This window comes from Pelagerythrobacter marinus, assembly GCF_009827515.1.
Classification (GTDB): domain Bacteria; phylum Pseudomonadota; class Alphaproteobacteria; order Sphingomonadales; family Sphingomonadaceae; genus Pelagerythrobacter; species Pelagerythrobacter marinus.
Window position 1 is genome coordinate 1 of the sequence record NZ_WTYO01000004.1, and the last position, 24,649, is coordinate 24,649.

Below are 24,649 nucleotides of genomic sequence, written 5' to 3' on the forward strand. Positions count from 1 at the left end.
CAGCGACGGGGGCAAAGCGTGTACGCGTCACGTCTGGCCGCTTCGTCCATACGGCCGGTGCCTCGGGGGGCTAGTGACCGCTCGATAAAGCACCCCTGTGCCGGGATGCGAGGACTATCTAAGGCGCTTCCCTTGCCCGGCCCGCGGCGGACCTCAACGCCGCGAGCCTTTCAAGGGCCCGCTCCCGCGATAGCCTCTGGCGGACAGGGCAAGCGCGAGCCCTGGCCCTGTCCGCGCCTCGCATTCCTCGAAGGGCCGAGCGGGAGGTTGAAGGCAACCCCTCCCGCCACTCGCAAGGATGTTGCCAAGGCAACCCTGTGACGCCCAGGTGGCAATCCTGTGATGCCCAGGCGGCACCGGCCGGTTCCGTCCGCTTGCCTTTCCTCCCGGCGTAACCGTCCGCACGCGCCAGCGGATGACCGGGCGTGGGCACCCTCCAAAGGGGACGATACTTCACCCGTGAGTTCCTGCGAAAGCAGGAACCCAGAGGCAGCCACAGCGCCCGCTATCCTGGGCTCCTGCTTTCGCAGGAGCTCGCGTTGCGGGGAGAGGGGAACGGGGTGCCGCTCCCTGCCTGCTGGGAGGATGTCTCGACCCTCCCGAGTTCCTGCGAAAGCAGGAACCCAGACACAGCCCCAGCGCCCGCCGGCCTGGGCTCCTGCTTTTCGCAGGAGCGCACGTTGCCGGGAAGGTGGAACGGATCGCTCTCAGGCGGCGTCGGCCTGGCGGTCGGTGGTTTCCATGCGGATCATGTCGGCGAGGAGGAAGGCCAGTTCGAGCGATTGCGCGGCGTTGAGGCGCGGGTCGCAATGGGTGTGGTAGCGGTCGCCCAGCGCCTCGTCGGTGATCGCGATCGCGCCGCCGGTGCACTCGGTCACGTCCTGCCCGGTCATCTCGATATGGATGCCGCCGGCATGGGTCCCCTCGGCCCGGTGGACCGCGAAGAAGCCCCTCACCTCGCTCAGGATCCGGTCGAACGGGCGCGTCTTGAACCCGCTTTCGGACTTGATCACGTTGCCGTGCATCGGGTCGCAGCTCCACACCACCGGGTGCCCTTCGCGCGCCACCGCGCGCACCAGCCGCGGCAGGCCCGATTCGACCTTCTCGTGTCCGAAGCGGCTGATCAGCGTGATCCGCCCCGGCTCGCGCGCGGGGTTGAGCGTGTCGAGCAGGCCCAGCAGCACGTCGGGTTCGAGGCTGGGGCCGCATTTCAGGCCCAGCGGGTTGCCGATCCCGCGCGCAAACTCGACGTGGGCGCTGCCTTCGAAGCGCGTCCGGTCGCCGACCCAGACCATGTGCGCGCTGGTGTCGTACCATTCGCCGGTCAGTGAATCCTGCCGCGTCATCGCCTGCTCGTAGGGCAGGAGCAGCGCCTCGTGACTGGTGTAGAAGCTGGTGCCCTGCAGCTGCGGCACGGTGGCCGGATCGACCCCGCAGGCTTCCATGAAATCGAGCGCCTCGCCGATCCGGTCGGCGGTTTCGGCGAACTTTTCCGCCCACGGGCTGCGGCCCATGAAATCGAGCGTCCACTGGTGAACCTGGCGCAAGTTGGCATAGCCGCCGCCGGCGAAGGCGCGCAGCAGGTTCAGCGTCGCCGCCGCCTGCGAATAGGCGCGCACCATGCGCTGCGGATCGTTGCGCCGCGATTCGGGCGTGAACTCGATCCCGTTGACGTTGTCGCCGAAGTAACTCGGCAGGGTCAGCCCGTCCTTGGTCTCGGTCGGCGCGCTGCGCGGCTTGGCGAACTGGCCCGCCATGCGGCCCACTTTCACCACCGGCAGCTTGCCCGCGAACGTCAGTACGACCGCCATCTGCAACAGCACGCGGAAGGTGTCGCGAATGTTGTTCGGGTGGAACTCGGCAAAGCTTTCCGCGCAGTCGCCGCCCTGGATCAGGAACCCCTGCCCCCGGGCAACTTCGGCCAGTTCCGCCTTCAGCGCGCGCGCTTCGCCGGCGAAGACGAGCGGGGGATAGCTGCGCAGCGTGGCCTCGACCGATTCGAGCGCCTGCCCGTCGTCATAGGCCGGCAGGTGCCGGGCCTCGTGCGACTTCCAGCTATCGGGTGTCCAGTTGCGCGCCACGTGATCGTACTCTTTCGTAATCGAGGGAAAGCGCCATTGAACGCGACAGCGGGCCGCGCGGCAAGGGCAAATAACTTTCGGGCGGTGATGGTTGCGCTACGCAGCGCGCCCCCTACCGGCCCGCCGGGGCCTGCGCCGGGGCGGCCGCCGGGCCGCGCACGAGTTCCTGCCCTTCGGGGATCACCGCGAGGCGGAAACCGGGCCGCACGGCGAGATACTTGCGCGCCAGCGCCTGCATCGCCTCGGGCGTGGTGACCGTGTAATCGTTGAGCAGCGACCGCACGAGCGCGACCCGGCGCGGATCGCGGGTCGCGCCTTCGAGCTGGTACATCCAGAACGTGTTTCCGGTCGATGCCCGGTTGATCAGCTGGCGCAGCGGCTCGGTCACCCGGGCCAGCTCGTCCGCGGTCGGCGGGTTGGCGACGAGGTCGCTCGCGATCTCGTCCGCCGCGGCGAAGAAGGCGGGCACGTCTTCCGGCCGAAGCTGCGCGATCGCGGCGATGCGGCCGCCGTCGGCAAGGTCGGTGGGCCAGGAATTGGTCACCTGCGGGGCATAGCTGGCCCCGGCGCGTTCGCGCATCGCATCGATCAGGCGGTTGCTGAACAGGTTGGCGAGGATTTCGAGCTGGCGCGATTCGGGCAGCCGCTCGACCCCGCCGCCGGTCGGCCAGGCGATTACCGCCGCCGCCTGGTTGGCATCGCCGCGATGGTGCAGCACGACCGTATCCGCCGAAGGGGCGGGGAAATCGGGCGTGCGCGCGGCAACCTCGGCCGGGATCGGGGTGCGCGGCGGCAGCGCGCCGAACGTGCGCCGCAGCGCTTCCAGCGTCGCCTCGCGGTCGAACTCGCCGAAGATCGCGACTTCGACCGGCCCCTGGGCCAGCAGCGGCTCCCACACCGCGCGGAAGCCTTCGGGCGTCGCCTGTTCCAGCGTCGCGAGGTCCGGCGTGGCATAGCGCGGATCGCGGTCGCGCAGGTAATACTCGAGGTCGCGGCCGAGCACGGAGCCCGGGCTGGTGGCGAGGCTTTCATAGGCCAGCCGCGCGGCCGCCTTGGCCCGCATCACCGGGTTCTCGTCCCACCGCGGCATCGCCAGCTTGGCGGCGAAGAGATAGAGCTGGTCGTCGAGGTCCGCCTTGCGCGTCTGCGCGGCGAAGGTGAACACCGATTCCTCGATCCCGAAATCGAACGCCATCTTGCGCCCGGTGGAAATGCGGTCCAGCTCCTCCTGCCCCAGATCGGCGAGGCCCGACTGGACCAGCGCCCGCTCGCCCAGCTCGCGATAGACCGCGTCGCCTGCGTCGAAGGCGCGCATCCCGGCGCCGAAGCGCACCCGCACGGCGACGCGGCCCGGTTCGGCCTCGTTCGCCCACAGGATCGCGGTGACGCCGTTGTCGAGCTCGACCCGCTCGATCCCCAGCAGGCCGAGCGGCTCGACGCTGGCGACCTGCCCCGGATCGCCGATCGCGGGCATGTCCTCGAACGCGATCGGCGTCGCGTCGAGCCGCGCGCTGGAATCGGGCGCGACATCGCGCGCCAGCGCGGCGCGGATGGCCGCGGCGTCGGCTTCCCCCCGGGCCGGGGTGACATAGACGGCGCGCACGACATCGCCGTCGAACAGCGCGCGGGTGTGTTCGAGCACCGCGGCCGGGGTCAGCTTGTCGCGCATCCCGCGAAACACGGTCAGCACGGTTTCGGGCGCGGCCACCGTCTCGCGGATATCGACCGCGTTGACGATGTCGTCGGCCAGCTTGGAACCGGCCATGACCGCGCGCTGTTCCACCATGCTGGCGAAGACCACGTCGAACTCGGCCACTTCGCGCGCGATCTCCTCTTCCGAAGGCGGCGTGGCGAGCGCGTCAGCGATCACCGCGCGAACGTCGGCCACCGCCGCCTGCCAGTCGCCCGAAAGCGGCGCGACGGTGACGAACGTCGCGTCGGTCGAGCGGCTGACGTCGTCCTGCTGGACCTGGGCGTAGAGATAGGACCCGCCGGCGCGCGCCCGCGCCTCCAGCCGGCGGTTGATCAGGGCCTGGGCCAGCGCGTCGGTCAGCAGCCCTTCGTTGTAGACGATCGTGTCGTCGACCTGGCGCCAGGGGCGCATGATCGCGTACGTCAGCGTGCGCGGCATGTCGGGTTCGACCAGGACCGCGGTTTCGCCGACCGGGTTCTTCCCCGTCGCGCCGGGCGGCGGGACCGGGTCGCCGAAGCTCGGCGCCTCGACGTGCGGACCCTTGCCCTGCCAGTCGCCGAACCATTCTTCCACCAGCTGCGCCAGGCGGATCGGATCGACGTCGCCAGCGGCGACGATCACGGTGTTTTCGGGCCGGTACCAGCGCGCGTGGAAGGCCTGCATCGCCTCGGCCGTGGCGCCGGTCAGCGTCGCCTCGGTCCCGATCGGCATCCGTTCCGCCAGCGGCTGGCCGGCGAACAGCGTCTTGCGCGTCCCCTCGACCACCCGCTCGGCCGCGCCGCCGCGCTCGCGCTTCTCGGCGAGGACGATCGGCACTTCGGCGGCGAGGTTCGCCTCGGTCAGCACCGGCTCGCGCATCATGCCCGAAAGCAGCTTGAAGCTTTCCTCCAGCGCTTCCGGCGTGGCGTTGGGCAGGTCGAGCTTGTAGACCGTGTGGGTCGGCGTCGTCTCGGCATTGGTGTCGCTGCCGAAGGTCGCGCCCAGCCGCTGCCAGGTCGGGATCGCCATGGCCGGGCCGAGATACTTGCTCTCGCGGAAGCTCAGGTGCTCCATCAGGTGGGCAAAGCCGCGCTCGTCGTCGCGCTCGTGCAGCGATCCGGCGTCGATGCGGATGCGGATCGAGACCTGGCGCGGCGGCACGCCGTTGCGGCGCACGGCGTAGCGCAGGCCGTTGTCCATTTCGCCGAACAGCCATTCCTCGTCGCGCGGGACGTCGCTGCCGCGATAGATCCACGGCACCTCGTCCCCGGTCTGCAGCGATTCGGGGATCTCGCGTTCCAGCGGGGCCCCTGTCGGCACCGATGCCGGTACCGGCGCCTGCGCCGAGGCAGCGGGCGCGAACAGGGCCAGGGGGAGGAGGAGCGCGAGGGGCCGGACGGCGCGCGGGAGATGAATCATGCCCGGCTTATAGGGGCCGGGGGCCTGAAGGGATAGTGAATGCGCGCGGCGCGGCCCGGCGGCCTTGTTCATGCCCGGCCCCGCCCCTACATCGCCCCCATGTTCATCGAGACCGAAACCACGCCGAACCCGGCCAGCCTGAAGTTCTTGCCCGGCCGGCAGGTCATGCCCACCGGCACGCGCGAGTTCGCCTCGCCCGAGGCGGCCGAGGCGAGCCCGCTGGCCCAGGCGATCTTCGACACCGGCGAAGTGACCAATGTCTTCTTCGGCAGCGACTTCGTGGCCGTGACCGCCGCCCCCGGGGTGGAATGGAGCACGCTGAAGCCGCAGGTCGTCTCGATCCTGCTCGACCACTTCGTGTCCGAGGCGCCGCTGTTCGCCGGCGGCGACGCCAGCGGCATCGCCGTGCCGGGCGAGGCGGACATGCTGGTGGAGGAAGACCCGGCCGACGCCGACGTCGTCGCGCAGATCAACGAGCTGCTCGAAACCCGCGTCCGCCCCGCGGTCGCGGGCGACGGGGGCGACATCCAGTATCGCGGGTTCCGCGACGGGGTCGTCTATCTCCAGCTCCAGGGCGCCTGTTCGGGCTGCCCCAGCTCGACCGCGACGCTCAAGCACGGGATCGAGGGCCTGCTGAAGCACTACGTGCCCGAAGTGACCGAGGTTCGCGCGGCCTGACCGCAACCACGGGGGAATGACGATGACCAAGCAATTCCACGGCCACGCCCTGTCCGAAGAGGCGCTGGACCAGCTCTTCCGCGAAGCGCGCAGCTACAACGGCTGGCTCGACAAGCCGGTGTCCGACGAGCAGATCGAGGCGATCCACGCGCTGATGAAGATGGGGCCGACTTCGGCCAACATGCAGCCCGCGCGGATCGTCTGGGCCAGGTCGGCCGAAGCGCGCGAGAAGCTTTCGGCGCTGGCGATGGAAGGCAACCGCGAGAAGATCGAGACCGCGCCGGTCGTCGCGATCGTCGGTTACGACATCGATTTCCACGAGAACCTGCCCTGGCTGTTCCCGCATACCGATGCGAAAAGCTGGTTTGCGGACGACGAGGACGGGCGGCGCAGCCACGCCTTCCGCAATTCCTCGCTCCAGGGGGCCTACCTGATGCTTGCCGCGCGGGCGCTGGGCCTCGACTGCGGGCCGATGTCGGGGTTCGACAACGCGGCGGTGGACAAGGCCTTCTTCGCCGACGATCCCAAGTTCGGCCCGCGCGTTCGCAGCAACTTCATCTGCGGAATCGGCTATGGCGATGCGTCGACGATCTTCGACCGCAGCCCGCGCCCCGATTTCGAGACGTTCTGCACCATCGCCTGACGGCCGGCCATGCGGACCCTGGCGATCGAATGCGCGACCGAAGCCTGTTCGGTCGCGCTTTTCGCAGGCGACGACCTGCTCGCGCACGATCACCGCGTGCTCGGGCGCGGCCATGCCGAACGGCTGGTGCCGATGATCGCCGACCTGCCCGATCGGGGCAAGGCGGCGCGGATCCTCGTCTCGCTCGGCCCCGGCAGCTTTACCGGGGTGCGGATCGGCATCGCCACCGCCCGCGCGCTCGCCTATGCCTGGGGCGCCGCGATCGCCGGCTATCCCACGCTCGCGCTGGTCGCGGCCATGGTCCGCGCGCAGCACCCCGGCCGCGCGGTCGGCGCCTGCACGGTCGGCGGGCACGGCGAATGGTTCGTCCAGTCCTTCGGCCCCGACGGCCTGCCGCGCGGCGAGGCGCGCTCGCTGGTGCCGGACGAAGCCGCGCGCGCGCTGGACGCCGATCTGGTCGGCGGGACGCGGGCCGAGGAACTCGTCGCCCTGCGCGGGCACGGCCAGGCCCTGCCGCTCCACCCCGATGCGCGCCATGCGCTGGCGATCCCGCCGGCCGCGCTCGAGGCGACCATTCGCCCCGCCTATGGCCGCCCGCCCGACGCGCGCCCCGCACCGACAGGAAAGGGCGGCCATGCAGGAGCGCGCGGATGAACGACGATCTGGACCGGATCATGGCGGTGATGGACGCCGCCTTCGACCCGGCCTGGGCGGAGGCCTGGACGCGGCGCCAGGTCGGCGACTCGCTGGCCCTGCCCTCGACCCATTATGCCCTGGCCGACGCGCGCGGCGGCCTGCCCGCGCCGGGCGCGCCGGCGGCGGGCTTCACCCTCACCCGCCACGCGCCGGGGGAGGAAGAACTGCTGCTGATCGCGGTGCGCCCCGAATGGCGCGGGCGCGGGGTCGGCCGGGCGCTGCTGCGCCGCGCGCTCGACGCCGCGCGGGAACGCGGGGCGGAAAGGATGTTTCTCGAAATGCGGCACAACAACCCGGCGGAGGGGCTTTACAGGCAGATGGGGTTCGAGCCGATCGGGCGGCGTTCATCCTATTACCGCCTGCCCGACGGGCGGTTTCTCGATGCGATTACGTTCGGCTGTAAACTATAACCTTTGATTCAGGACGACCCAAGATTTGTTATGGGCACGTGCAGCAGGCCCTTTGAAATGTTATTGAAATGTTGCACTTGCTCGTTCAAGGGCGCACCGTGGTAAAAGTCCACGGGTTGTAGAAATACAATTTCGGCCAACTGGCCTGTGTGAGGAAAATATGGACAACATCGAAAACGACATGGCGGAAACGCTCATCACGCTGACGTCGGACATCGTCGCAGCGCATGTCAGCAACAACAGCGTATCCGTGGACGAAGTGCCCTCGCTGATCTCCAACGTCTACGGCGCGCTGGCCGGGCTCGGCGGCGGCGAGACGCAGGAAGAGACCCCGCCCGAACCGGCGGTGTCGGTGCGCGCCTCGGTCAAGCCGGATTACATCGTCTGCCTCGAAGACGGCAAGAAGCTGAAAATGCTCAAGCGTTACTTGCGGACGAATTACGACATGTCGCCGGAAGAATACCGCGCGCGCTGGAACCTGCCCGCCGACTACCCGATGGTCGCGCCCAACTATGCCGAGAAGCGGCGCGAACTGGCGAAGAAGATCGGCCTCGGCCGCAAGCCCGGCCAGAAGCGCGGCCGGCGCAAGAAGGACGCCGAATAAGGCCCTGCGCCAGGCGCCCGGACAGACGCTCGTAAGGGCGCCCGAGCGGGAGCTTGAGAAGAACGCCCGGTGCCGTTAAGGCAACCGGGCGTTTCTTGTTTTCTGTCATAGGGTAGCCAGTGTCCCAGCGGATCGACCTCGAACAACTGTGCGCCGACCGCGGGCTGCGCATCACCGAACAGCGCCGCGTCATCGCGCGCGTCCTTTCCGAGAGCGACGACCACCCCGACGTGGAGCAGCTGCACCAGCGCGCCTCGGCAATCGATCCGAAGATCTCGATCGCCACCGTCTATCGCACCGTGCGCCTGTTCGAGGAAGCCGGCATCCTCGACCGGCACGATTTCGGCGACGGGCGCGCCCGCTACGAGGCCGCGCCCGAGGCGCACCACGATCACTTGATCGACGTGGAAAGCGGCAAGGTGGTCGAATTCGTCGATCCCGAGCTGGAGGCGCTGCAGAAAGTCATCGCCGAACGGCTGGGCTATCGCCTCGTCGATCACCGGATGGAACTCTACGGCGTCAAGCTGGACCGCGGCGACAAGGCCGACTGATGGACCGCGCGCTGCGCGAGGCGGCGGCACGCGGGGAAAGCACACCGATCTCGCTCGCCGGCTGGCTGCGCTTTGCGCTGCGGCTGGCGGCGCTGCTGGTGGCGCTGCTCGTTTGCGTCCCACTGCATTACCTCTACCGCCTGTTCGCCTATGGCTCCCCCTTCCCGCGCCTGTTCCTGGGCCTCGCCGCGCGGATCGCCGGCGCGCGGGTCGAACGGATCGGCGTCCCGCTGCGCCGCGACGTGTTCTTCGTCGCCAACCACGTATCGTGGATCGACATCCTCGCGCTGGCGGGCGCGAGCGGGACGGCCTTCGTCGCCAAGGCGGAACTTGGCCGCGCCCCGGTGGTCGGCTGGCTCAGCCGGCTCAACCGCACCGTCTTCGTGGAGCGCGAGAACCGGCTCGGCGTCGCCGAACAGATCAACGCCCTGCGCGAGGCGCTGCAGGACAACTGGTCGATCACCGTCTTTCCCGAAGGGACCACCACCGACGGGCGCTCGCTCCTGCCGTTCAAGACCTCGATGCTCTCGGTCCTCGAACCGCCGCCGCCCGGCGTCCTCGTCCAGCCGGTCCTGGTCGATTACGGCCCGGTGGCGGAAGAGATCGGCTGGATCGGCGACGAAGGCGGGCTGAACAATGCGCGCCGCGTGCTCGCGCGCAAGGGGACCTTCACGGTCCGGCTCCATTTCCTCGAACCCTTCAGCCCCGAGGAATTCCGCGGCCGCAAGGCGATCGGCGCGCGCGCCCGGGCCGCGATCGAGGCCGCGCTGCTGACCACGCTGGGCGAGCCGCTGCGCCCCTTTGCCCACGACGTCGTGCCCGTGCGCTACCACGCGCCGCGCGACTAGGCGCCCTGCCGCCCGCCCCTTCCCGCGCGGGAGTTTCAAACCGCCCTCACCTCGGCTATAGGCGCGCGCCATGCGACAGAGTGCCCCTCCCCGGACCTACAGGGTCAAGAGCTTCGGCTGCCAGATGAACGTCTACGACGGCGAGCGCATGGCCGAGCTGCTGGCCGCGAAAGGGATCGCCCCCGCGCCCGAGGGCGAGGAGGCGGACCTCGTCGTGCTCAACACCTGCCATATCCGCGAGAAGGCGGCGGAGAAGGTCTATTCCGACATCGGCCGCCTGGCCAAGGCGGGCGAGGCGCGCGGGCGCAAGCCGATGATCGCGGTCGCCGGCTGCGTCGCCCAGGCCGAAGGCGAGGAGATCATGGCCCGCGCCCCGGCGGTGAGCATGGTCGTCGGCCCCCAGGCCTACCACCGCCTGCCCGCGATGATCGACCGCGCGGTCGCCGGCGAGCGCGCGACCGATACCGACATGCCGCCGATCGCCAAGTTCGATGCCCTTCCCGCCCGGCGCACCAGCCCGCCGGCCGCGTTCCTGACGGTGCAGGAAGGGTGCGACAAGTTCTGCACCTACTGCGTCGTGCCCTATACCCGCGGCGCGGAAATTTCCCGCCCCTACGGCGACCTGGTGGCCGAAGCGCACCGCCTGGTCGAGGCCGGCGCGCGCGAAATCACCCTGCTCGGCCAGAACGTTTCGGCCTGGAGCGGGGAGGATGCGCGCGGCCGCGCGATCGGGCTGGCCGGGTTGATCCGCGACCTCGCCGAAATCGACGGCCTCGCCCGCATCCGCTACACCACCAGCCACCCGGCCGACATGGACGACGCGCTGATCGCCGCCCATGGCGAGATCGACAAGCTGATGCCGTTTCTCCACCTGCCGGTCCAGGCGGGCAGCGACCGCGTGCTCAAGGCGATGAACCGCAGCCACACGGCCGAAAGCTACCTCCGCCTGCTCGAACGCTTCCGCGCCGCGCGGCCCGACCTGGCGCTGTCGGGCGACTTCATCGTCGGCTTCCCGGGCGAAACCGATGCCGAGTTCGAGGAGACGCTGCACCTGGTCGACGCGGTCGGCTATGCCCAGGCCTTCAGCTTCAAGTATTCGCCGCGCCCCGGCACCCCCGCGGCGGCGATGGAAGGCCAGGTCCCGCGCGAGGTGATGGACGAGCGGCTGCAGCGGCTCCAGGCCGCGCTCAACCGCGACCAGCTCGCCTTCAACCGCGCCTCGGTCGGCCGGACCTGCGCGGTCCTCGTCGAACGCAGGGGCAAGCACCCGGGCCAGTGGCTGGGCAAGTCCCCCTGGCTGCAATCGGTCTGGTTCGAAGGCGAGGCGGCGATCGGCGACCTCGTGACCCTCGAACTCGCCGAAGCGGGCCCCAACTCGCTCGCCGGCAGGCTGCCTCAGTCGGCGGTTTCCGCCACCTCGTAATTGGCCGAGCGATAGGCCGACCAGGTCGCGTCGTGGATCGCCGCCCCGCGCGCGGTGGGCGGCAGCTTGTAGAGCGCGCCGAGATAGGCCCGGTCGAACGACGTCAGCCCGTCGGGCGCGTCGCCCGCTTCGGCAAAGAGCGAAAGGATCGTCGGCACGCCCGCCCCACCGCCTTCCGAGACGTCGTCGGTCGGCGCGAAGAGGCGCATCGTGGCGTAATCGGCCAGTTGCTGCAGCGACTTGCCGGGCACGTGGGCATTGTCGAAAACGACGATCGACCCCTCGATGTCCACCCGTAGCTGCTGCGAAATATTGCTCGCGAACGGCTGCTTGTTCATCTGCACCTCGCGCGGGGGATTCCCGACCACCATCGTCGCGAATTCCTTGCCGTCGGCGCCCTTCACCTCGGTCGCCTGCCAGGCCTGCACCGCGCCGTTGCCGCGCATGATCCGATCGTACTCGTAATCGAGCAGGGTATCGAACAGCCAGGGCTCGGCCTTGCGCAGGCGCTCGATCTCCGCCCGGCTATCGCTGGTGAACGCGATCAGGGTGTTCACCTGGCATCCCGGCCCCAGCACCGGGATGCCCAGCTCGCGCGCATTGTCCTCCACCCGATCGATCAGGACATGGGCGAAGCTTTCGGTCAGCCCGTGAACCCCCACGCAGATGGCGGAATAGCGGCGCGATATCGGCTTGTCGGTACGCGGGCGGCGCGTGATCCGGCGAGTCAGCGTCTCGACCTTGCGCTCCACCTCCTCCAGCTGGGCCTCGACCACGATCTCCCCGGACGGCGGAGACGACGCGGTCCCTTCCTGCGCCCGGGCGTCGCCGCCTGCCAGCAGGATCGCGACGATCCCCGCCACTGCACCCTGCCCCCACCTTGCGATGACCATGCCCGGTCCCTTTCCTTCTATCCGGCCTGAAAAGCATCCGGCCTGAACAGCATCCGGCCTGGACAGCCGGCCAGCCGTGCGCCGTTCTACCGCCGCTGGCCGCCCGGCGCCACCGCCGCGCGGCATAATCGCGCCACTTTGGCGACAGTTCGATAACAATCCACTGCCGCGTGCAGGGACCGAGCTTGCCTCCCGCGCGTTGCCATCTAGATTCGGGGCAGCGACGAAAGGATTGCATGGGACGCAAACCGCATAGCGCCGACAGGCCGATCTCCCCGCCGCCCAGCCCGCAGCGGGAGATCCGGCGGGCGAGGACCGAGCTGAGCTTCGACGACCAGTCGCTGCTCGTTCCCCTGTTCGGCCAGTTCGACGCCAACCTCGTGCAGGTGGAGAACCGGCTGGGCGTGTTCATTTCGGCGCGCGGCGACAAGGTCTTGGTCGAAGGGCCGGAGGATTCGGTCGCCCGCGCGCGCGACGTGCTCCAGGCCATGTACAGCCGCCTCGCCCGCGGGGAGGAGCTCGACAGCGGGGCGATCGAATCGCTCGTCGCGATGTCGAACGAACCGACGCTGGAGGGGATCATCTCGGGCGACAGCGACGGCCCGCCGATCATGATCCGCACCCGGCGCAAGACGATCGTGCCGCGTTCCGCCGGGCAGATCCCCTATATGCGCCAGCTCGCGCGGGACGAGATCATCTTCGCGCTCGGCCCGGCGGGGACGGGCAAGACCTACCTCGCCGTGGCCCAGGCCGTCAGCCAGCTGATCACCGGCAATGTCCAGCGCCTGATCCTCAGCCGCCCGGCGGTCGAGGCGGGCGAGCGGATCGGCTTCCTGCCCGGCGACATGAAGGAGAAAGTCGATCCCTACCTGCGCCCGCTCTACGACGCGCTGTACGATTGCATGCCCCCCGAACAGGTCGAGCGGCACCTGATGTCGGGCGTGATCGAGGTCGCCCCGATCGCCTTCATGCGCGGGCGCACGCTGGCCGACGCCTTCGTGATCCTGGACGAGGCGCAGAACACCACGCGCGAACAGATGAAGATGTTCCTCACCCGCTTCGGGCAGAACAGCCGCATGGTCGTGTGCGGCGATCCCCGGCAGGTGGACATCCCCGGCGGCGACGCGACCAGCGGCCTTGCCGACGCGGTCTCGCGGCTCGAAGGGGTCGAAGGGGTCGCCGTCAGCCGCTTCACCGCCGCCGATGTCGTGCGCCACCCGATCGTGGGCCGGATCGTCGAGGCTTACGAGGGCCCGGCCGAATGAGCGCGCGGCAACCGGGCCCGGCGACCGGGCGGCGCGCGGGAAAGGCGGCACGCTGATGGACCTCGACATAGAGATCGACGGCTGGCCCGGCACCCACGACTGGGCCGAGCTGGCCTACCGCGCGGCCGAGGCGGCGGAAAAGGTCGCCCCCGAACTGGCCAACCGCCGCCTGACCGCGAGCGTCCTGTTCACCGTGGACGAGGACGTGCGCCGCCTGAACCGCGAATGGCGCACGAAGGACAAGCCGACCAATGTCCTGTCCTTTCCCATGCTCCTGCGCGACGAGCTGACCGGCCTCGCGCCCGAAGGCGGCCCGGAAATGCTGGGCGATCTGGCACTTGCCTGGGAAACCTGCCGGCGCGAGGCAGCGGAAAAGGGAATCGCGACCGAGGACCACACCGCGCACCTGCTGGTCCACGGGTTCCTGCATCTCGCCGGGTACGACCACGAGATTTCCGACCGCGATGCCGACGCGATGGAGGCGCTGGAAATAAAGGCGCTTGCGATTCTGGGCCTCCCGGACCCATATGGCGACCGGGACAACCAGGAGCACGCTTGAGGGCCATGCCCGATTCCGAAAATTCAGCCGGAGATGTGGACAGTAGAAGCGGGCTGTGGCTCGCGATCCGCAGGTTCTTCGATAGCGAGGGCGACCGTTCGCTGCGTGCGCAGCTGGAAGAGGCGATCGACGAGCACGAGGACGAGGAAACCGCCAACGGGGGGGACGATACCCGCACCGATGGCGACCTGTCGCTCGTCGAACGCCAGATGCTGCGCAACATCCTGCACTTCAGCGAACACGATGCCGACGACATGGCCGTGCCGCGGGGGGAAATCGTCGCGGTCGAGGCGACGATCGGCTGGGACGCGCTGGTCGCGACCTTTTCCGAGAACGGCCATTCGCGCATGCCGGTCTATCGCGACACGCTCGACGACGTGATCGGGATGATCCACATCAAGGACGTCTTCCCCTATCTCGCGCAGGGCAAGCCCCCGCCAGACGACTGGACCGTGCTGATGCGCCAGCCGCTCTACGTGCCCCAGGCGCGCGGCGCGCTCGACGTCCTGGCCGACATGCGCGCGCAGCGCACCCACCTCGCGGTGGTGGTGGACGAGTTTTCGGGCACCGACGGGATCATCACGATCGAGGACCTGGTCGAGGAAATCGTCGGCGAGATCGAGGACGAGCACGACGAGACGCCCGAACAGTGGATCGTGCCGATCGGCGAAGGCATGTGGGACTGCGACGCCCGGGCCGAGCTGGAGGACGTGGCCAAACAGGTCGATCCGCGCCTCGCCGAAGTCGAGGAATCGGTCGATACCCTGGGCGGGCTGACCTTCATCCTCGCCGAACAGGTGCCGCCGGTGGGGACGGTCGTCAGCCATCCCAGCGGCTGGCGGATCGAGGTGACCGCGGGCGACGCCACCCATGTCACGCGCCTGCGCCTGCACCCGCCCGAAGACATGCCGGTCGAAGCCTGATGCCCAAGCCCATCCGCCGCCTGCCGCCACTGCGCGCGCTGGAAGCCTTCATGCGCACGGTGCGCCTGGGCTCCGCGCGCGCGGCGGCCGAGGAAATCGGCCTCAGCCCCTCGGCCCTCTCGCGCAGGATCGGCAACCTGGAGGAATTCGTCGGCAAGAAGCTGTTCACCCGCGCCCGCCAGGCGATGCAGCTGACCGACGAAGGGCATCAGTTCTACGAGGCGGTCAGCCCCCATTTCGAGGCGCTGGCCCGCGCGGTCGAAGGGCAGTCGGAAAACCTCTCGCTCCTGCGCCTGCACCTCGGCGTGCTGCCGCTGTTCGGCACCCAGCGGCTGTTCCCGCGGCTGACCGAGCTGCGCGAACTGCACCCGCGGCTGCATATCGACATCGACACCGGGCCCCATCTCGAAACGCGCGTGGGCGACACGCTCGACGCGGCGATCATCCTCTCGCGCGGGCCGGACCGTTCGCTCCACGCGGTGCGGCTCGACTACAACCGGGTCCACGCGATCTGCCGCCAGGAACTGGCCGATACCCTGGGGGCGGAGCCCGATATCGAACGGCTGGCGAAGCAGACCTTCCTCGTCCACACCGAGCTGCCGGCGAGCTTCGAGGCGTGGAAGCGCGCGCTCGACCTCGACGACCTCGAGCCGGCGGCGATCGACCATTACGATTCGGGCCAGCTGATCCTCGAGGCGGCGGCCCAGGGGCTGGGCATCGCGATCATGCACGACGATCACTATCGCCGCGCGACCGACCGGCGGCTGACCAACCTCTTCGGGGCCGAAGTCGAAAGCCCGTACAGCTACTGGTTCGTGTGCAAGCCCGCCGCGCTGGAAGAACGCCCGGTGCGCCTGTTCCACGACTGGCTGGTCAAGGCCGAGCTCTAGGCCCCTCGGCCGGCCGGCTTCCTGCGCGCAGGCCGGCCCTGCACAAAGGCGGCCGGCGGGCCGCTGGCTGCCTCAGTCCTCGTCGATCCGCCGCTTGTGCCGGCAGACGCCCTGCGGCGGCGGGTCCACCCCCGGGTGGCCCTTGCCCGGCGGGCCGCATTCGACCGCCGGCTTGGCAATCGCGTTCGCGTCCAGCGAGGCCAGGGCGTCCGGGTCGCCATAGGCGGCGATCCAGGTCAGGCATTCGGCCAGCTTGCGGACCGAGTGGTCTTTCCACGGCGCGCCGCGCGGGCGGCAGTTCACGACCAGCATGTCCTGCAGGAACATCGCGCTGCCCGTCGGCAAGCCGCGCAGCGCCTCCCCCCGCTCGGCAACCGCCAGCCGCCGGTTGCCCGCCGGCGTCTCGGGCGCGGAAAAGCGCGGGGAAGGATTGAAGGCGTAGGATCGCGCCCGCTCTTCGCGCAGGGCGACGTAAGTGGCGATCGCCCCGCCCAGCGAATGGCCGGTCAGCGTGATCGGCACCGCGTCCAGCCCTTGCGCGTCGAGCGTCTTGCGCTGTTCGGCATAAGTGTCCCAGCCGCGATCGTTGTGCTGGGCGCGGATATTGCCGAAGACCCAGTCGTCGAAGCTGTCCATCTCGGTCCCGCGGAAGGCGATCACCCGCTCGACCAGGGTGCGCTGCCCCCCGGCGTCCCCGCCGTGCCCGCCGTCTTCAGGGCCGTCTTCGGGGTCGTCTTCGGGGCCGAACCGGTCGTAGACGACATAGGCATATCCGGCCTCCCCCTCGTGCGCGGGGCCGGCCTGCCGGAACCCGGCGGGGGGCCGGGGAAATTCCTCGTCGTCCTTGTAGCTGTTGTTGGCGAGCTGGGCATAGGCCCAGCTTTCTTCCGCCATGGCGCGGGTGAAGCCGCACCAGCCGCCCGGCTCGTAGACGCAGGGCGCGCGGGCCTGCGTCAGGTCGGTGGCGCAGGCGGGCAGCATCGCCGCCGCGCCCACGGCCACCAGGGCCCGCAGGAAACGGGCCACCGCGGTCAGCTCACCGTGGCCTTGACGATCTTGCCCGGCGCGCGCGGCGGCTCGCCCTTGGGCAGGGCATCGACGTGTTCCATCCCGCTCTCGACCTGGCCCCAGACGGTATATTGCCCGTCGAGGAAATGGGCATCGTCGAAGCAGATGAAGAACTGGCTGTTCGCGCTGTCGGGCACCTGGGTCCGCGCCATCGAGCAGGTTCCGCGCACGTGCGGTTCGCTGTTGAACTCCGCCTTCAGGTCGGGCCGGTCGCTGCCGCCCATGCCGGTGCCGGTCGGATCGCCGCCCTGCGCCATGAAGCCGGGGATCACGCGGTGGAACACGACCCCGTCGTAGAACCCTTCCTTCGCCAGCTCGGTAATGCGTTCGACATGTCCCGGTGCCAGGTCGGGGCGCAGCTTGATCACGACATCGCCGCCCTCCCCGTCGCCGGTGTCGAGCGTGAAGGTAAGCGTCTGATCGGTCATGGCGAAACTGTCTCCTGTTCGAATTCAGCGCCGGTATAGGCCGCTGGCGCGCAATGTCACCCCGGCGCGCGCTTGCTTTTGCCTGCCCGGGCCGTAGAGCAAGGCCGATGCCGCAGGACACGCGCGAGGACGAGACCATTCTGGCCGATCCGCTGCCGGCGGAGGATGGCGCGCACCCCGACGACCGGGTCGACGACGAGCGCCACGACGAGGAAAACCGGCTGAAACCCGACTTCGTGCGGGCCGTGCGCGACGCGCTGGAACGCGGCGATGACGGGGCCGCCCACGACCTCGTCGAACCGCTCCACCCGGCCGACATCGCCGACCTGCTCGAGCTGCTCGAACGCGACGAGCGGCGCGAACTGGCCGCCGCGATCGCCGACCTCGTCAGCTCGGACGTGATCGCCGAGCTCAACGACTACGTCCGCGACGACATGATGGAGGCCCTGCCCCCGGGCGCGGTCGCCGCCATTGCCGAACAGCTGGAGACCGACGACGCGGTCCAGCTGATCGAGGATCTCGAGCCGGCCGAACAGCGCGCCGTGCTCGACGCGCTCGACGCCGAGGACCGCGCGGCGATCGAGAGCGCGCTCGCCTACCCGGAAGAAACCGCCGGGCGCCTGATGAGCCGCGATTTCGTGGCCGTGCCCGAGCACATGACCGTGGGCGACCTGATCGATTTCCTGCGCGAGGAAGGCAACCTGGCGAACGATTTCTGGGAAATCTTCGTCGTCGACCATGCCCACCACCCGGTCGGCACCTGCATGCTCAGCTGGATCCTGCGGACCCCGCGCTCGGTCGCGCTGACCGACGTGATGAAGCGCGACCAGACGCTGATCCCGGTCACGATGGACCAGGAAGAAGTCGCGCTGATGTTCCAGAAATACGCGCTGATCTCGGCCGCGGTGGTCGATGCCAGCGGGCGCCTGGTCGGCCAGATGACGGTGGACGACGTGGTCCACATCATCTCCGAAGAAGCGGGCGAGGACGTGCTCCTGCTCTCGGGCGCCGGCGAAGGCGACATCAACGAACCGATCCGCGACGCCTATACCGCGCGCGTGCGCTGGCTGATCGCGAACCTCGGCACGGCGCTCGTCGCCAGCTTCATCATCGCCATGTTCGGCGCCGCGATCGAGGAACTCGTCGCGCTGGCAGTGCTGATGCCGATCGTCGCCAGCATCGGCGGCAATGCCGGGACCCAGACGATGGCCGTCACCGTCCGCGCGATCGCGATCAACCAGCTCACCCGCGCCAATACCGGGCGGATATTGTGGCGCGAGATGCGCGTCGCCCTGCTCAACGGCGCCACCGTCGCGCTCGTCCTCGGCGCGGCCACGGCGGCGATCTTCGGCCCCCCGCTGGGGGCGGTGATCGCGGCGGCCATGGTGGTCAACGTCGCGGTGGCCGGGCTGGCCGGGGTCCTGGTCCCGGTGATGTTCGAACGGCTGCGGCAGGACCCGGCCGTCGCCAGCTCGGTCTTCGTCACGATGATCACCGATTCGATCGGCTTCCTCGCCTTCCTCGGCCTCGCGGTCGCCAGCGGGGTCGCCGGATGACGGCTTGAGCCGGGCGGCCCCAGCGCCCATATCGCACGGCCCATGCCGCTGCACATGACCAAGATCGCCTTCCGCTCGAAGAACCTCGACACCCTGCGCGCCTGGGTGGAGAAGGGGCCGGAAGCGCACATGACGACCCGTTACCTGCCCAAGCGGCACGAGGAGATGGTCGGCGGATCGCTCTACTGGATCATGGACCACGCGCTCGTCGCGCGCAGCGAGATCCTCGGCTTCGAGAAGCGCGACGACGGGCGCTGGACGATCCGCCTCGCGCCGCGGCTGGTCCGGGTCGAGCCGCGGCCGAAGCGGGCGCACCAGGGCTGGCGCTACCTGGCCGACGAAGATGCCCCGCGCGACCTGCCCGAGGGGGAGGACCACGGCGACGTCCTGCCCGGCAAGATGATGAACAAGCTGATCCGCCTGGGCCTCGTGTAACCGGGTTCCCCCGGGCCGCCTGGCGCGCCGGACGGGCCAGGCGTGACCGAATGGTTAACGCCGGCGTCACACTGCGGCAAAGATGGGCGGCCATGGCGCCGCAGCCGGTTGCCCGAACCGGGCCGCAGAACCAGGACCGCCCGCCTTGCTCAAGACCCCAGGCCTCTGGGCCTCCGACACCGCCGTTTCCCGGCCCTCGCAGCTGGCGACCGCCTTGCGCGGGGCGTGGGAACGCGCGACCGCCACGATCGCCGGGCGCATTCGCCTCTTCGCGATGTTCTTCGTCGCCCTGCTGGTCGCGCTCGGCCTCGTCCTCGGCGCCGCCTTCTACCAGCTGACCGCGAGCAACCACGCCGCCTCCGTCTATGCCCGCGGCTCGCTCGCCGCGTCCGAGCTGACCACGGCGATCGCCGAAAGCCGCTATCACTCCGCCCGCTATGCCGTGACCGGCGCGCCGGAGGAGATCGCCCGCGCGCGGCAGACCTTGGCCAACGCGCGCCAGCGCCTGACCGAGACGCGCGACGGCGCGGGGGACATCGGCGCCGAGGCGATCGAGGCGATTTCCTGGCTCGATGTCCAGGTCGACGGGTTCGAGGCGGAGCTCGACGCGCTGGAAAGCTCGATCGCCGCCTATGGCCCGTCGGACAGCGCGGTCGGGCTCGCCGCGGCGATCGACGTCAGCGGCGAATTGCTGGCCGGCCAGGCGCGCGAGGTCGAAAGCACGCTGGCGCGGCGCACGCGCGAGGCCCATGCCCGCCTGGCCGACCTCAACCGCACGCTGACCGGGGCGGTGATCGTGCTGATCGCGGCCTGCGTCGTCGCCGCGCTTCTCGCCGCCCGTTTCCTGGTGCGCCAGGTGGCCGGGGCGATCCGCGAGTTCACCGCCTCGATGAGCGGGCTGGCCGCGGGCGACCAGACGGTGCCGATCCCGGGCACGACCCGCGGCGACGAGATCGGCGAAATGGCCCGCGCGCTGGTCGTCTTCCGCGAGGACGCGCGCGAACTCGCCGCGCTGCAGGAGGAATCGGCCCGCCGGTCGGAAGAGAAGCTCGCCGCGCGCGACCGCCAGGCCGAGGTGCTGCGCGATCTCGCGAGCCGGTTCGAACGCACGGTGGGCGAAGTCGTCGGCGGGATCGCCGCCGCCTCGAAACAGCTCGAGGGCGCGGCCGGCGAAATGGCCCGCTCCGCCGAACAGGCGGCGAGCCACGTCGATGGCGTGGCCGGTTCGATGGAGGAGGTCAGCCGCGGGGTCGCGATGGCGGCCGCGACGGGCGAGCAGTTCGCCGCCTCGATCCGCGAGATCGGCGAACAGGCCGCCGGCTCGGCCGAACGCGCGCGCCACTCGCTCGGATCGGTCGACGCGGTCGATGCGACGACCGGCGAGCTGTCGCAGGCCGCGACGCAGATCGGCGAGATCGTCAGCCTGATCGATTCGATCGCCGAACAGACCAATATCCTAGCGCTCAACGCCACGATCGAGGCGAGCCGCGCAGGCCAGGTCGGCGCGGGCTTCGCGGTGGTCGCCAACGAGATCAAGGACCTCGCCCGGCGGACTCGCGAATCGACCGGCGAGATCGCCGGCCAGGTATCCGCGGTGCAGCAGGCGAGCACCGCCAATATCGGCGCCCTGCGCGAGATCGGCGAACATGTCCGCAACGTGGAAGGCAATGCCAGCGCGATCGCCCGGTCGGTGGAGGAACAGGGGATCGCCAGCCGCGACCTGGCGCACAGCCTCGACCTCGCCGCCAGCGGCACCGATTCGATCCGGGTCAGCCTCGACCGCGTGCGCGGCATGGTCCGCACGACCGACCGCTCGGCCGAACAGATGCTCGCCGCCGCCGGCGACCTGCACCGCCAGGCGGAGCGGCTGCGCGCGCAGGTCGACGATTTCCTCGCCTACGTGCGCCGCGCCTGATCCCGGAACGCCGGGGCGCCCCCCGCCGTTGGTGGGGTAACAGGAGCCCCCGCCGCTGGCGGGGCAAGAAGGAGATCGACCATGACCGAGCGCCAGTCGCGCCATCCCGACAACGACCTGATCGACGAACTGACCGAGGGCGAAACCCCCTCGCAGCAAAGCTCCGCCGGGGGCGAGGTCAATCGCCGGGTCGGCAAGCGGGGCGAGGAAGCCCGCGCGACCGATCCCGAGAACCGCGAGCCGGTCGTCGGCTCGGACAACCCGGGCGAAGACGCGAAGAAGGGCCCGAAGACGCGGGCCGCGATCCAGCAGGACCGCGAGAGCTGACGCGGGCCGGCGCGGCGCGCGCTCAGGCCTTCGCCGCCACCCGGCGCAGCGCGTTGACGTAACTGTCCACCGGCTGCGCGCCGGGGACCAGGAACTTGCCCGCGATCACCATCGCCGGCACCCCGGTGATGTTGAGGTCGAGCGCCTGGCGCTGTTCCGCGCGCACCCGCGCGGCCAGTGCCGCGTCGTCCAGCGCGGCGCGGGCGGCCGCGCGGTCGAACCCGGCTTCCTCCGCCACGTCGAGCAGGACGTCCTCGTCGCCGATCGGCCGGCGGTGATGGAAGTGCGCGGCGAACAGCGCGAGCTTGAGCGCGCCCTGGCGTTCCGGCCCGGCGCTGTCGAGCGCCCAGGCGAGCAGGCGGTGCGCGGCATAGGTGTTCCACATCATCGCCGGGGGCGGTTCCCCGTCCCCCTGCCACTCGAGCGAGACGCCGGCCTCCTGCGCCATCGCGCGCATCTGCTCGCGCACGGCCTGCCCCTCGGCCGCGCTGCGCCCGTACTTGCGACGCAAGTGCGCTTCCTGTTCCTCGCCCCCGGGCGGCATGTCGGGGTTGAGCTCGAACGGGCGCCAGCGGATCTCGGCGGCAATCTCGCCGTCGAGCCGGTCCAGCGCCTGGCGCAGGTTGCCCCAGCCGACCAGGCACCACGGGCACATGACATCGGACCAGATATCGATCGTCAGCGTCTTCATCGGGAAATCCACCATTCGAGGAGATGATGCGCGATCGCGTGCGGCGGCGGCGCGCCGAAGGGCGCGTCGGCCGCCCCGTCGAGCGCCGCGGCGACCTGTTCGCGCGTGAACCAGCGCACGTCGGCCAGCTCGGTCTCGTCGATCGTCACCGCGTCGTCGTCGGCATGGGCGTGGCAACCGATCATCAGCTGGCTGGGAAAAGGCCAGGGCTGGCTGGCGATATAAGTCACGTCGCGCACGCGCACCCCCGATTCCTCCAGCACTTCGCGCGCCACGGCCTCCTCGATGCTCTCGCCCGGCTCGACGAACCCGGCCAGCGCCGAATAGCGTCCCTCCGGCCAGCCCAGCCCGCGGCCCAGCATCAGCCGCCCGGAATGTTCGACCAGCATGATCGTGACCGGGTCGGTCCGCGGGAACTGCGGGGCGCCGCAGCCGCCGCTGTCCGCCACGCAGTCGCGCTGCCAGCCGCCCTTGGCGATCCGCGTCGGCCCGCCGCAGGCCGGGCAGAACCGGTGCCGCGCGTGCCAGTCGACCAGGCTGCGCGCGCCGCCGTAGAGCGCCAGGTCCTCGGGCGAGAGCGCGGCCATCAGGTTCCACAGCTGCGGGTTCGCCATGCGCGGGCGCGGATCGCCCTGCGGCGGCACGGCGGCGAAGCAGGCGCGGCCCGTGCCCCCGCCTTCCCCCCGGTCGAAGCCGAGGAAGACCAGCTCCGCATCCTCGGGCGCATCGGCCAGCGTGCCCCAGGCGAGCCGCCCGTCTCCGTCCAGCGCGGGCATCATCCCGTCGAGCGCGAGGAGCCGCGCGCGCCAGTTCATGTGGCCGGCCAGCGCCTCCCGGTCGGCACGCACGTTGTCCGCCCGGTCGAGCGCGCAGCCGGTGAAGGCCAGCACCTTGTCTGCCGCCTGAACCCTCACCCCTGCGCCCTCATCCCTGGGCCGTCGCCATGGCCGCGAGGTCCTTCACCACCGCAGCGGGGAAGGCGCCGTGGATCGGATAGGCTTCCGACGGCATGTACTGCGTGAACAGCGCGGCGCGCAGGCCCCGGCGCAAGTCGGCGAAGGCGACCGTGCCCGCGGCCCCGCCCCAGCCGAACGTGCCCGCCTGGTCGCCCAGCCCGACGCGCCCGCCGGCGCCAAAGCCCGACCCGTCGGCGAACGTGCCGCGGGTGCTGACCCCGTCGGGCAGGAGGTTCGAGGTGCCGAGCCGCACCGCCGCCTCGCTCAGCACGCGCTTGCCGCCGACCTGGCCATATCCGACCAGCATCTGCAGGAACCGGTCGTAATCGCGCGGGCTCGAGACCAGCCCGGCCCCGCCGAAGGGGAAGGCAGGCGCATCGAGGAAGACCGAGACGCGCGCCGGGTCGAGCGGCACGAGGCGCCCGTTCATCACGCCGTAGTTGGTCGTCAGCCGCCCCGCTTCGCCCGGCGGCACGCGGAACCAGGTGCTCGTCATCCCCAGCGGATCGAACAGGCGTTCCTTCAGGAACACGTCGAAGGGCTTGCCCGCGACGACCTCGATCACGCGGCCGAGCAGGTCGAGCGAGACCGAGTAGCTCCAGCGCGTGCCCGGCTGCGCGACCAGCGGCAGGCGGGCGAGGTTGTCGGCGAAGGCTTCGAGGCTCGCGGCCGGCTCGCCCCGGCCGAAGACCGCGCCCAGCGGCAGCCGGGTCACCTGCCCGGGAACCGCGCCCGCGCGCTCGTAAGCGGCCCTGATCGGCCCTTTCTGGACGATCGAGTAGCCGAGCCCGGCGGTATGGGTGAGCAGGTGGCGGATCGTGATCGGCCGTTCGGCCGGTTCGAGGTCGGTGATCGACCCGTCGTAGGTCTTCTGCACCTTCATGTCGGCAAAAGCGGGCAGGATCTCCGCCAGCGGCTGGTCGAGGGCCAGCCGGTCGTCCTCGATCAGCGCCATCGCCGCCATGCCGGTGATCGGCTTGGTCATCGAATAGATCCGGTAAAGGCTGTCGATCCCCGCCGGCGCCGCCTGGCCGATCGCCAGCGTGCCGCGCGCGATCACGTCGGGCGCGCGCTGCTGCCAGCCGAGCACGGCGACCATGTTCGCCACCTTGCGGGCGGATACGTGCTCTTCCGCCAGCGCGATGACCGACGGCCAGTGCCCGGCATGGGCCAGGGCGGCGCGCCCGAACGGCAGGCCGGCCAGCGTCGCGCCCGCGCCCAGCATCGCCCCGCCCCGCAGCAGCGCACGCCGCGACAGCGCCGCAGTCTCGATCGTCCTCGATCCCATCGAACGGTCCCTTTTCGCAATCGGTTGCCCGCCGGTGTGCGGCATCGCGCCTGAACGGTCAATTGCCCCTTGCGGCACCGCGCTGTATTGCCAATATAGGACACATGCTGAACCTGCTTTCCATCCTCTTCGGGATCGTCGCGCTCGTGATCGTGATCCCCTCCACGATCCCCCTGCTCGGCTGGGGCAACTGGTTCGCCCTGCCGATCGTCGTGGTCGGCATCGGGGTGGGCGCGCTCTCTTCGTCCAACGGCGGGCGCAATTTCTGCCTGATCGTCTTCGCCATAGCGGTGATCCGCCTGATGCTGGGCGGCGGCATTATCTGACCGGGCCGTCCGGCCGTTCGCGATCGCGGCGGTGCGCGCGCGCGCCCGGGAACGCGGCTCTGGCGCCAAGTGAGCTCTGGCGCCAAGTGAAACTTCAAGTGAGA

At 70.2% G+C, this 24,649-nt stretch carries 25 protein-coding genes; 17 read left to right on the forward strand and 8 right to left on the reverse strand.

Features of this window, described 5'->3' with window-relative positions:
- Positions 1–707: 707 nt before the first annotated feature.
- Positions 708–2,081: a class II 3-deoxy-7-phosphoheptulonate synthase gene (locus tag GRI72_RS09460; RefSeq protein WP_160733688.1), complete on the reverse strand. Its 1,374-nt coding sequence runs from the start codon at positions 2,079–2,081 to the stop codon at positions 708–710.
- A 112-nt stretch (positions 2,082–2,193) separates the two neighbouring features.
- The gene (locus tag GRI72_RS09465) at positions 2,194–5,172 is read right to left on the reverse strand and encodes a M16 family metallopeptidase (RefSeq protein WP_160733689.1); all 2,979 of its coding nucleotides are present in this window, start codon (positions 5,170–5,172) and stop codon (positions 2,194–2,196) included.
- 99 nt (positions 5,173–5,271) lie between these two features.
- Between GRI72_RS09465 and GRI72_RS09470 the strand changes: the two genes are divergently transcribed.
- From GRI72_RS09470 to miaB, 8 genes are all read left to right on the forward strand, one after another.
- Positions 5,272–5,850, forward strand: a complete 579-nt coding sequence (locus GRI72_RS09470) for a NifU family protein (protein WP_160733690.1) — start codon at positions 5,272–5,274, stop codon at positions 5,848–5,850.
- Positions 5,851–5,872: 22 nt separating this feature from the next.
- The gene (locus tag GRI72_RS09475) at positions 5,873–6,493 is read left to right on the forward strand and encodes a malonic semialdehyde reductase (RefSeq protein WP_160733691.1); all 621 of its coding nucleotides are present in this window, start codon (positions 5,873–5,875) and stop codon (positions 6,491–6,493) included.
- Positions 6,494–6,502: 9 nt separating this feature from the next.
- A complete protein-coding gene (gene tsaB, locus GRI72_RS09480; RefSeq protein WP_160733692.1) occupies positions 6,503–7,147 on the forward strand; it encodes a tRNA (adenosine(37)-N6)-threonylcarbamoyltransferase complex dimerization subunit type 1 TsaB in 645 nt (214 codons plus the stop codon).
- Positions 7,144–7,599 (forward strand): GNAT family N-acetyltransferase, encoded by a 456-nt coding sequence (locus GRI72_RS09485; RefSeq protein WP_160733693.1) that lies wholly within the window; start codon positions 7,144–7,146, stop codon positions 7,597–7,599. The genes tsaB and GRI72_RS09485 overlap by 4 nt, the downstream gene beginning before the upstream one ends.
- 160 nt (positions 7,600–7,759) lie before the next feature.
- Positions 7,760–8,203, forward strand: coding sequence for a Ros/MucR family transcriptional regulator (locus tag GRI72_RS09490; protein WP_160733694.1), 444 nt, complete (start codon positions 7,760–7,762; stop codon positions 8,201–8,203).
- A 119-nt stretch (positions 8,204–8,322) separates the two neighbouring features.
- Complete coding sequence (locus GRI72_RS09495; protein WP_160733695.1) at positions 8,323–8,754, forward strand: transcriptional repressor; 432 nt, start codon at positions 8,323–8,325, stop codon at positions 8,752–8,754.
- Positions 8,754–9,602, forward strand: a complete 849-nt coding sequence (locus GRI72_RS09500; protein WP_160733696.1) for a lysophospholipid acyltransferase family protein — start codon at positions 8,754–8,756, stop codon at positions 9,600–9,602. The genes GRI72_RS09495 and GRI72_RS09500 overlap by 1 nt, the downstream gene beginning before the upstream one ends.
- Positions 9,603–9,672: 70 nt before the next feature.
- Entirely contained in the window at positions 9,673–11,025 is a 1,353-nt protein-coding gene (gene miaB, locus GRI72_RS09505) for a tRNA (N6-isopentenyl adenosine(37)-C2)-methylthiotransferase MiaB (protein ID WP_160733697.1), read from the forward strand.
- On the opposite strand, the gene GRI72_RS09510 is transcribed toward miaB, so the two are convergent.
- The gene (locus tag GRI72_RS09510) at positions 10,998–11,918 is read right to left on the reverse strand and encodes a hypothetical protein (protein WP_160733698.1); all 921 of its coding nucleotides are present in this window, start codon (positions 11,916–11,918) and stop codon (positions 10,998–11,000) included. The genes miaB and GRI72_RS09510 overlap by 28 nt on opposite strands.
- Before the next feature lie 236 nt (positions 11,919–12,154).
- On the opposite strand from GRI72_RS09510, the gene GRI72_RS09515 reads away from it, so the two are divergent.
- From GRI72_RS09515 to GRI72_RS09530, 4 genes are read left to right on the forward strand one after another with little or no spacing between them, the layout of a single operon-like run.
- Positions 12,155–13,183 (forward strand): PhoH family protein, encoded by a 1,029-nt coding sequence (locus GRI72_RS09515; protein WP_160733699.1) that lies wholly within the window; start codon positions 12,155–12,157, stop codon positions 13,181–13,183.
- A gap of 55 nt (positions 13,184–13,238) precedes the next feature.
- The gene (ybeY, locus tag GRI72_RS09520) at positions 13,239–13,742 is read left to right on the forward strand and encodes an rRNA maturation RNase YbeY (protein WP_160733700.1); all 504 of its coding nucleotides are present in this window, start codon (positions 13,239–13,241) and stop codon (positions 13,740–13,742) included.
- A gap of 5 nt (positions 13,743–13,747) precedes the next feature.
- Positions 13,748–14,665, forward strand: a complete 918-nt coding sequence (locus GRI72_RS09525; RefSeq protein WP_160733701.1) for a hemolysin family protein — start codon at positions 13,748–13,750, stop codon at positions 14,663–14,665.
- The gene (locus tag GRI72_RS09530; RefSeq protein ID WP_160733702.1) at positions 14,665–15,555 is read left to right on the forward strand and encodes a LysR substrate-binding domain-containing protein; all 891 of its coding nucleotides are present in this window, start codon (positions 14,665–14,667) and stop codon (positions 15,553–15,555) included. Before GRI72_RS09525 ends, GRI72_RS09530 begins: the two co-directional genes overlap by 1 nt.
- 72 nt (positions 15,556–15,627) lie before the next feature.
- On the opposite strand, the gene GRI72_RS09535 is transcribed toward GRI72_RS09530, so the two are convergent.
- On the reverse strand, positions 15,628–16,581 hold the full coding sequence (locus GRI72_RS09535) for a Tle-like phospholipase domain-containing protein (protein WP_160733703.1): 954 nt from the start codon (positions 16,579–16,581) through the stop codon (positions 15,628–15,630).
- 5 nt (positions 16,582–16,586) lie between these two features.
- Positions 16,587–17,051 (reverse strand): peptidylprolyl isomerase, encoded by a 465-nt coding sequence (locus GRI72_RS09540; protein ID WP_160733704.1) that lies wholly within the window; start codon positions 17,049–17,051, stop codon positions 16,587–16,589.
- 107 nt (positions 17,052–17,158) lie between these two features.
- Between GRI72_RS09540 and mgtE the strand changes: the two genes are divergently transcribed.
- From mgtE to GRI72_RS09560, 4 genes are all read left to right on the forward strand, one after another.
- Entirely contained in the window at positions 17,159–18,607 is a 1,449-nt protein-coding gene (gene mgtE / locus GRI72_RS09545) for a magnesium transporter (protein WP_160733705.1), read from the forward strand.
- Positions 18,608–18,649: 42 nt separating this feature from the next.
- Positions 18,650–19,042 (forward strand): DUF1489 family protein, encoded by a 393-nt coding sequence (locus GRI72_RS09550; RefSeq protein WP_160733706.1) that lies wholly within the window; start codon positions 18,650–18,652, stop codon positions 19,040–19,042.
- A 145-nt stretch (positions 19,043–19,187) separates the two neighbouring features.
- A complete protein-coding gene (locus tag GRI72_RS09555) occupies positions 19,188–20,957 on the forward strand; it encodes a methyl-accepting chemotaxis protein (protein ID WP_160733707.1) in 1,770 nt (589 codons plus the stop codon).
- A gap of 81 nt (positions 20,958–21,038) precedes the next feature.
- The gene (locus GRI72_RS09560) at positions 21,039–21,284 is read left to right on the forward strand and encodes a hypothetical protein (RefSeq protein ID WP_160733708.1); all 246 of its coding nucleotides are present in this window, start codon (positions 21,039–21,041) and stop codon (positions 21,282–21,284) included.
- Between the two features lie 22 nt (positions 21,285–21,306).
- On the opposite strand, the gene GRI72_RS09565 is transcribed toward GRI72_RS09560, so the two are convergent.
- The 3 genes from GRI72_RS09565 to GRI72_RS09575 are packed head-to-tail and all read right to left on the reverse strand — an operon-like array spanning position 21,307 to position 24,219.
- A complete protein-coding gene (locus GRI72_RS09565; RefSeq protein ID WP_237487037.1) occupies positions 21,307–21,975 on the reverse strand; it encodes a DsbA family oxidoreductase in 669 nt (222 codons plus the stop codon).
- Positions 21,972–22,889 carry an NAD(+) diphosphatase gene (gene nudC / locus GRI72_RS09570; protein WP_419880244.1) on the reverse strand — a complete coding sequence of 306 codons (918 nt, stop codon included), beginning with the start codon at positions 22,887–22,889 and terminating at the stop codon, positions 21,972–21,974. Before nudC ends, GRI72_RS09565 begins: the two co-directional genes overlap by 4 nt.
- Positions 22,890–22,899: 10 nt before the next feature.
- Positions 22,900–24,219, reverse strand: a complete 1,320-nt coding sequence (locus GRI72_RS09575; protein WP_160733710.1) for a serine hydrolase domain-containing protein — start codon at positions 24,217–24,219, stop codon at positions 22,900–22,902.
- A gap of 104 nt (positions 24,220–24,323) precedes the next feature.
- Between GRI72_RS09575 and GRI72_RS09580 the strand changes: the two genes are divergently transcribed.
- Positions 24,324–24,545, forward strand: a complete 222-nt coding sequence (locus GRI72_RS09580; protein WP_160733711.1) for a hypothetical protein — start codon at positions 24,324–24,326, stop codon at positions 24,543–24,545.
- The last annotated feature ends 104 nt before the right edge of the window (positions 24,546–24,649 follow it).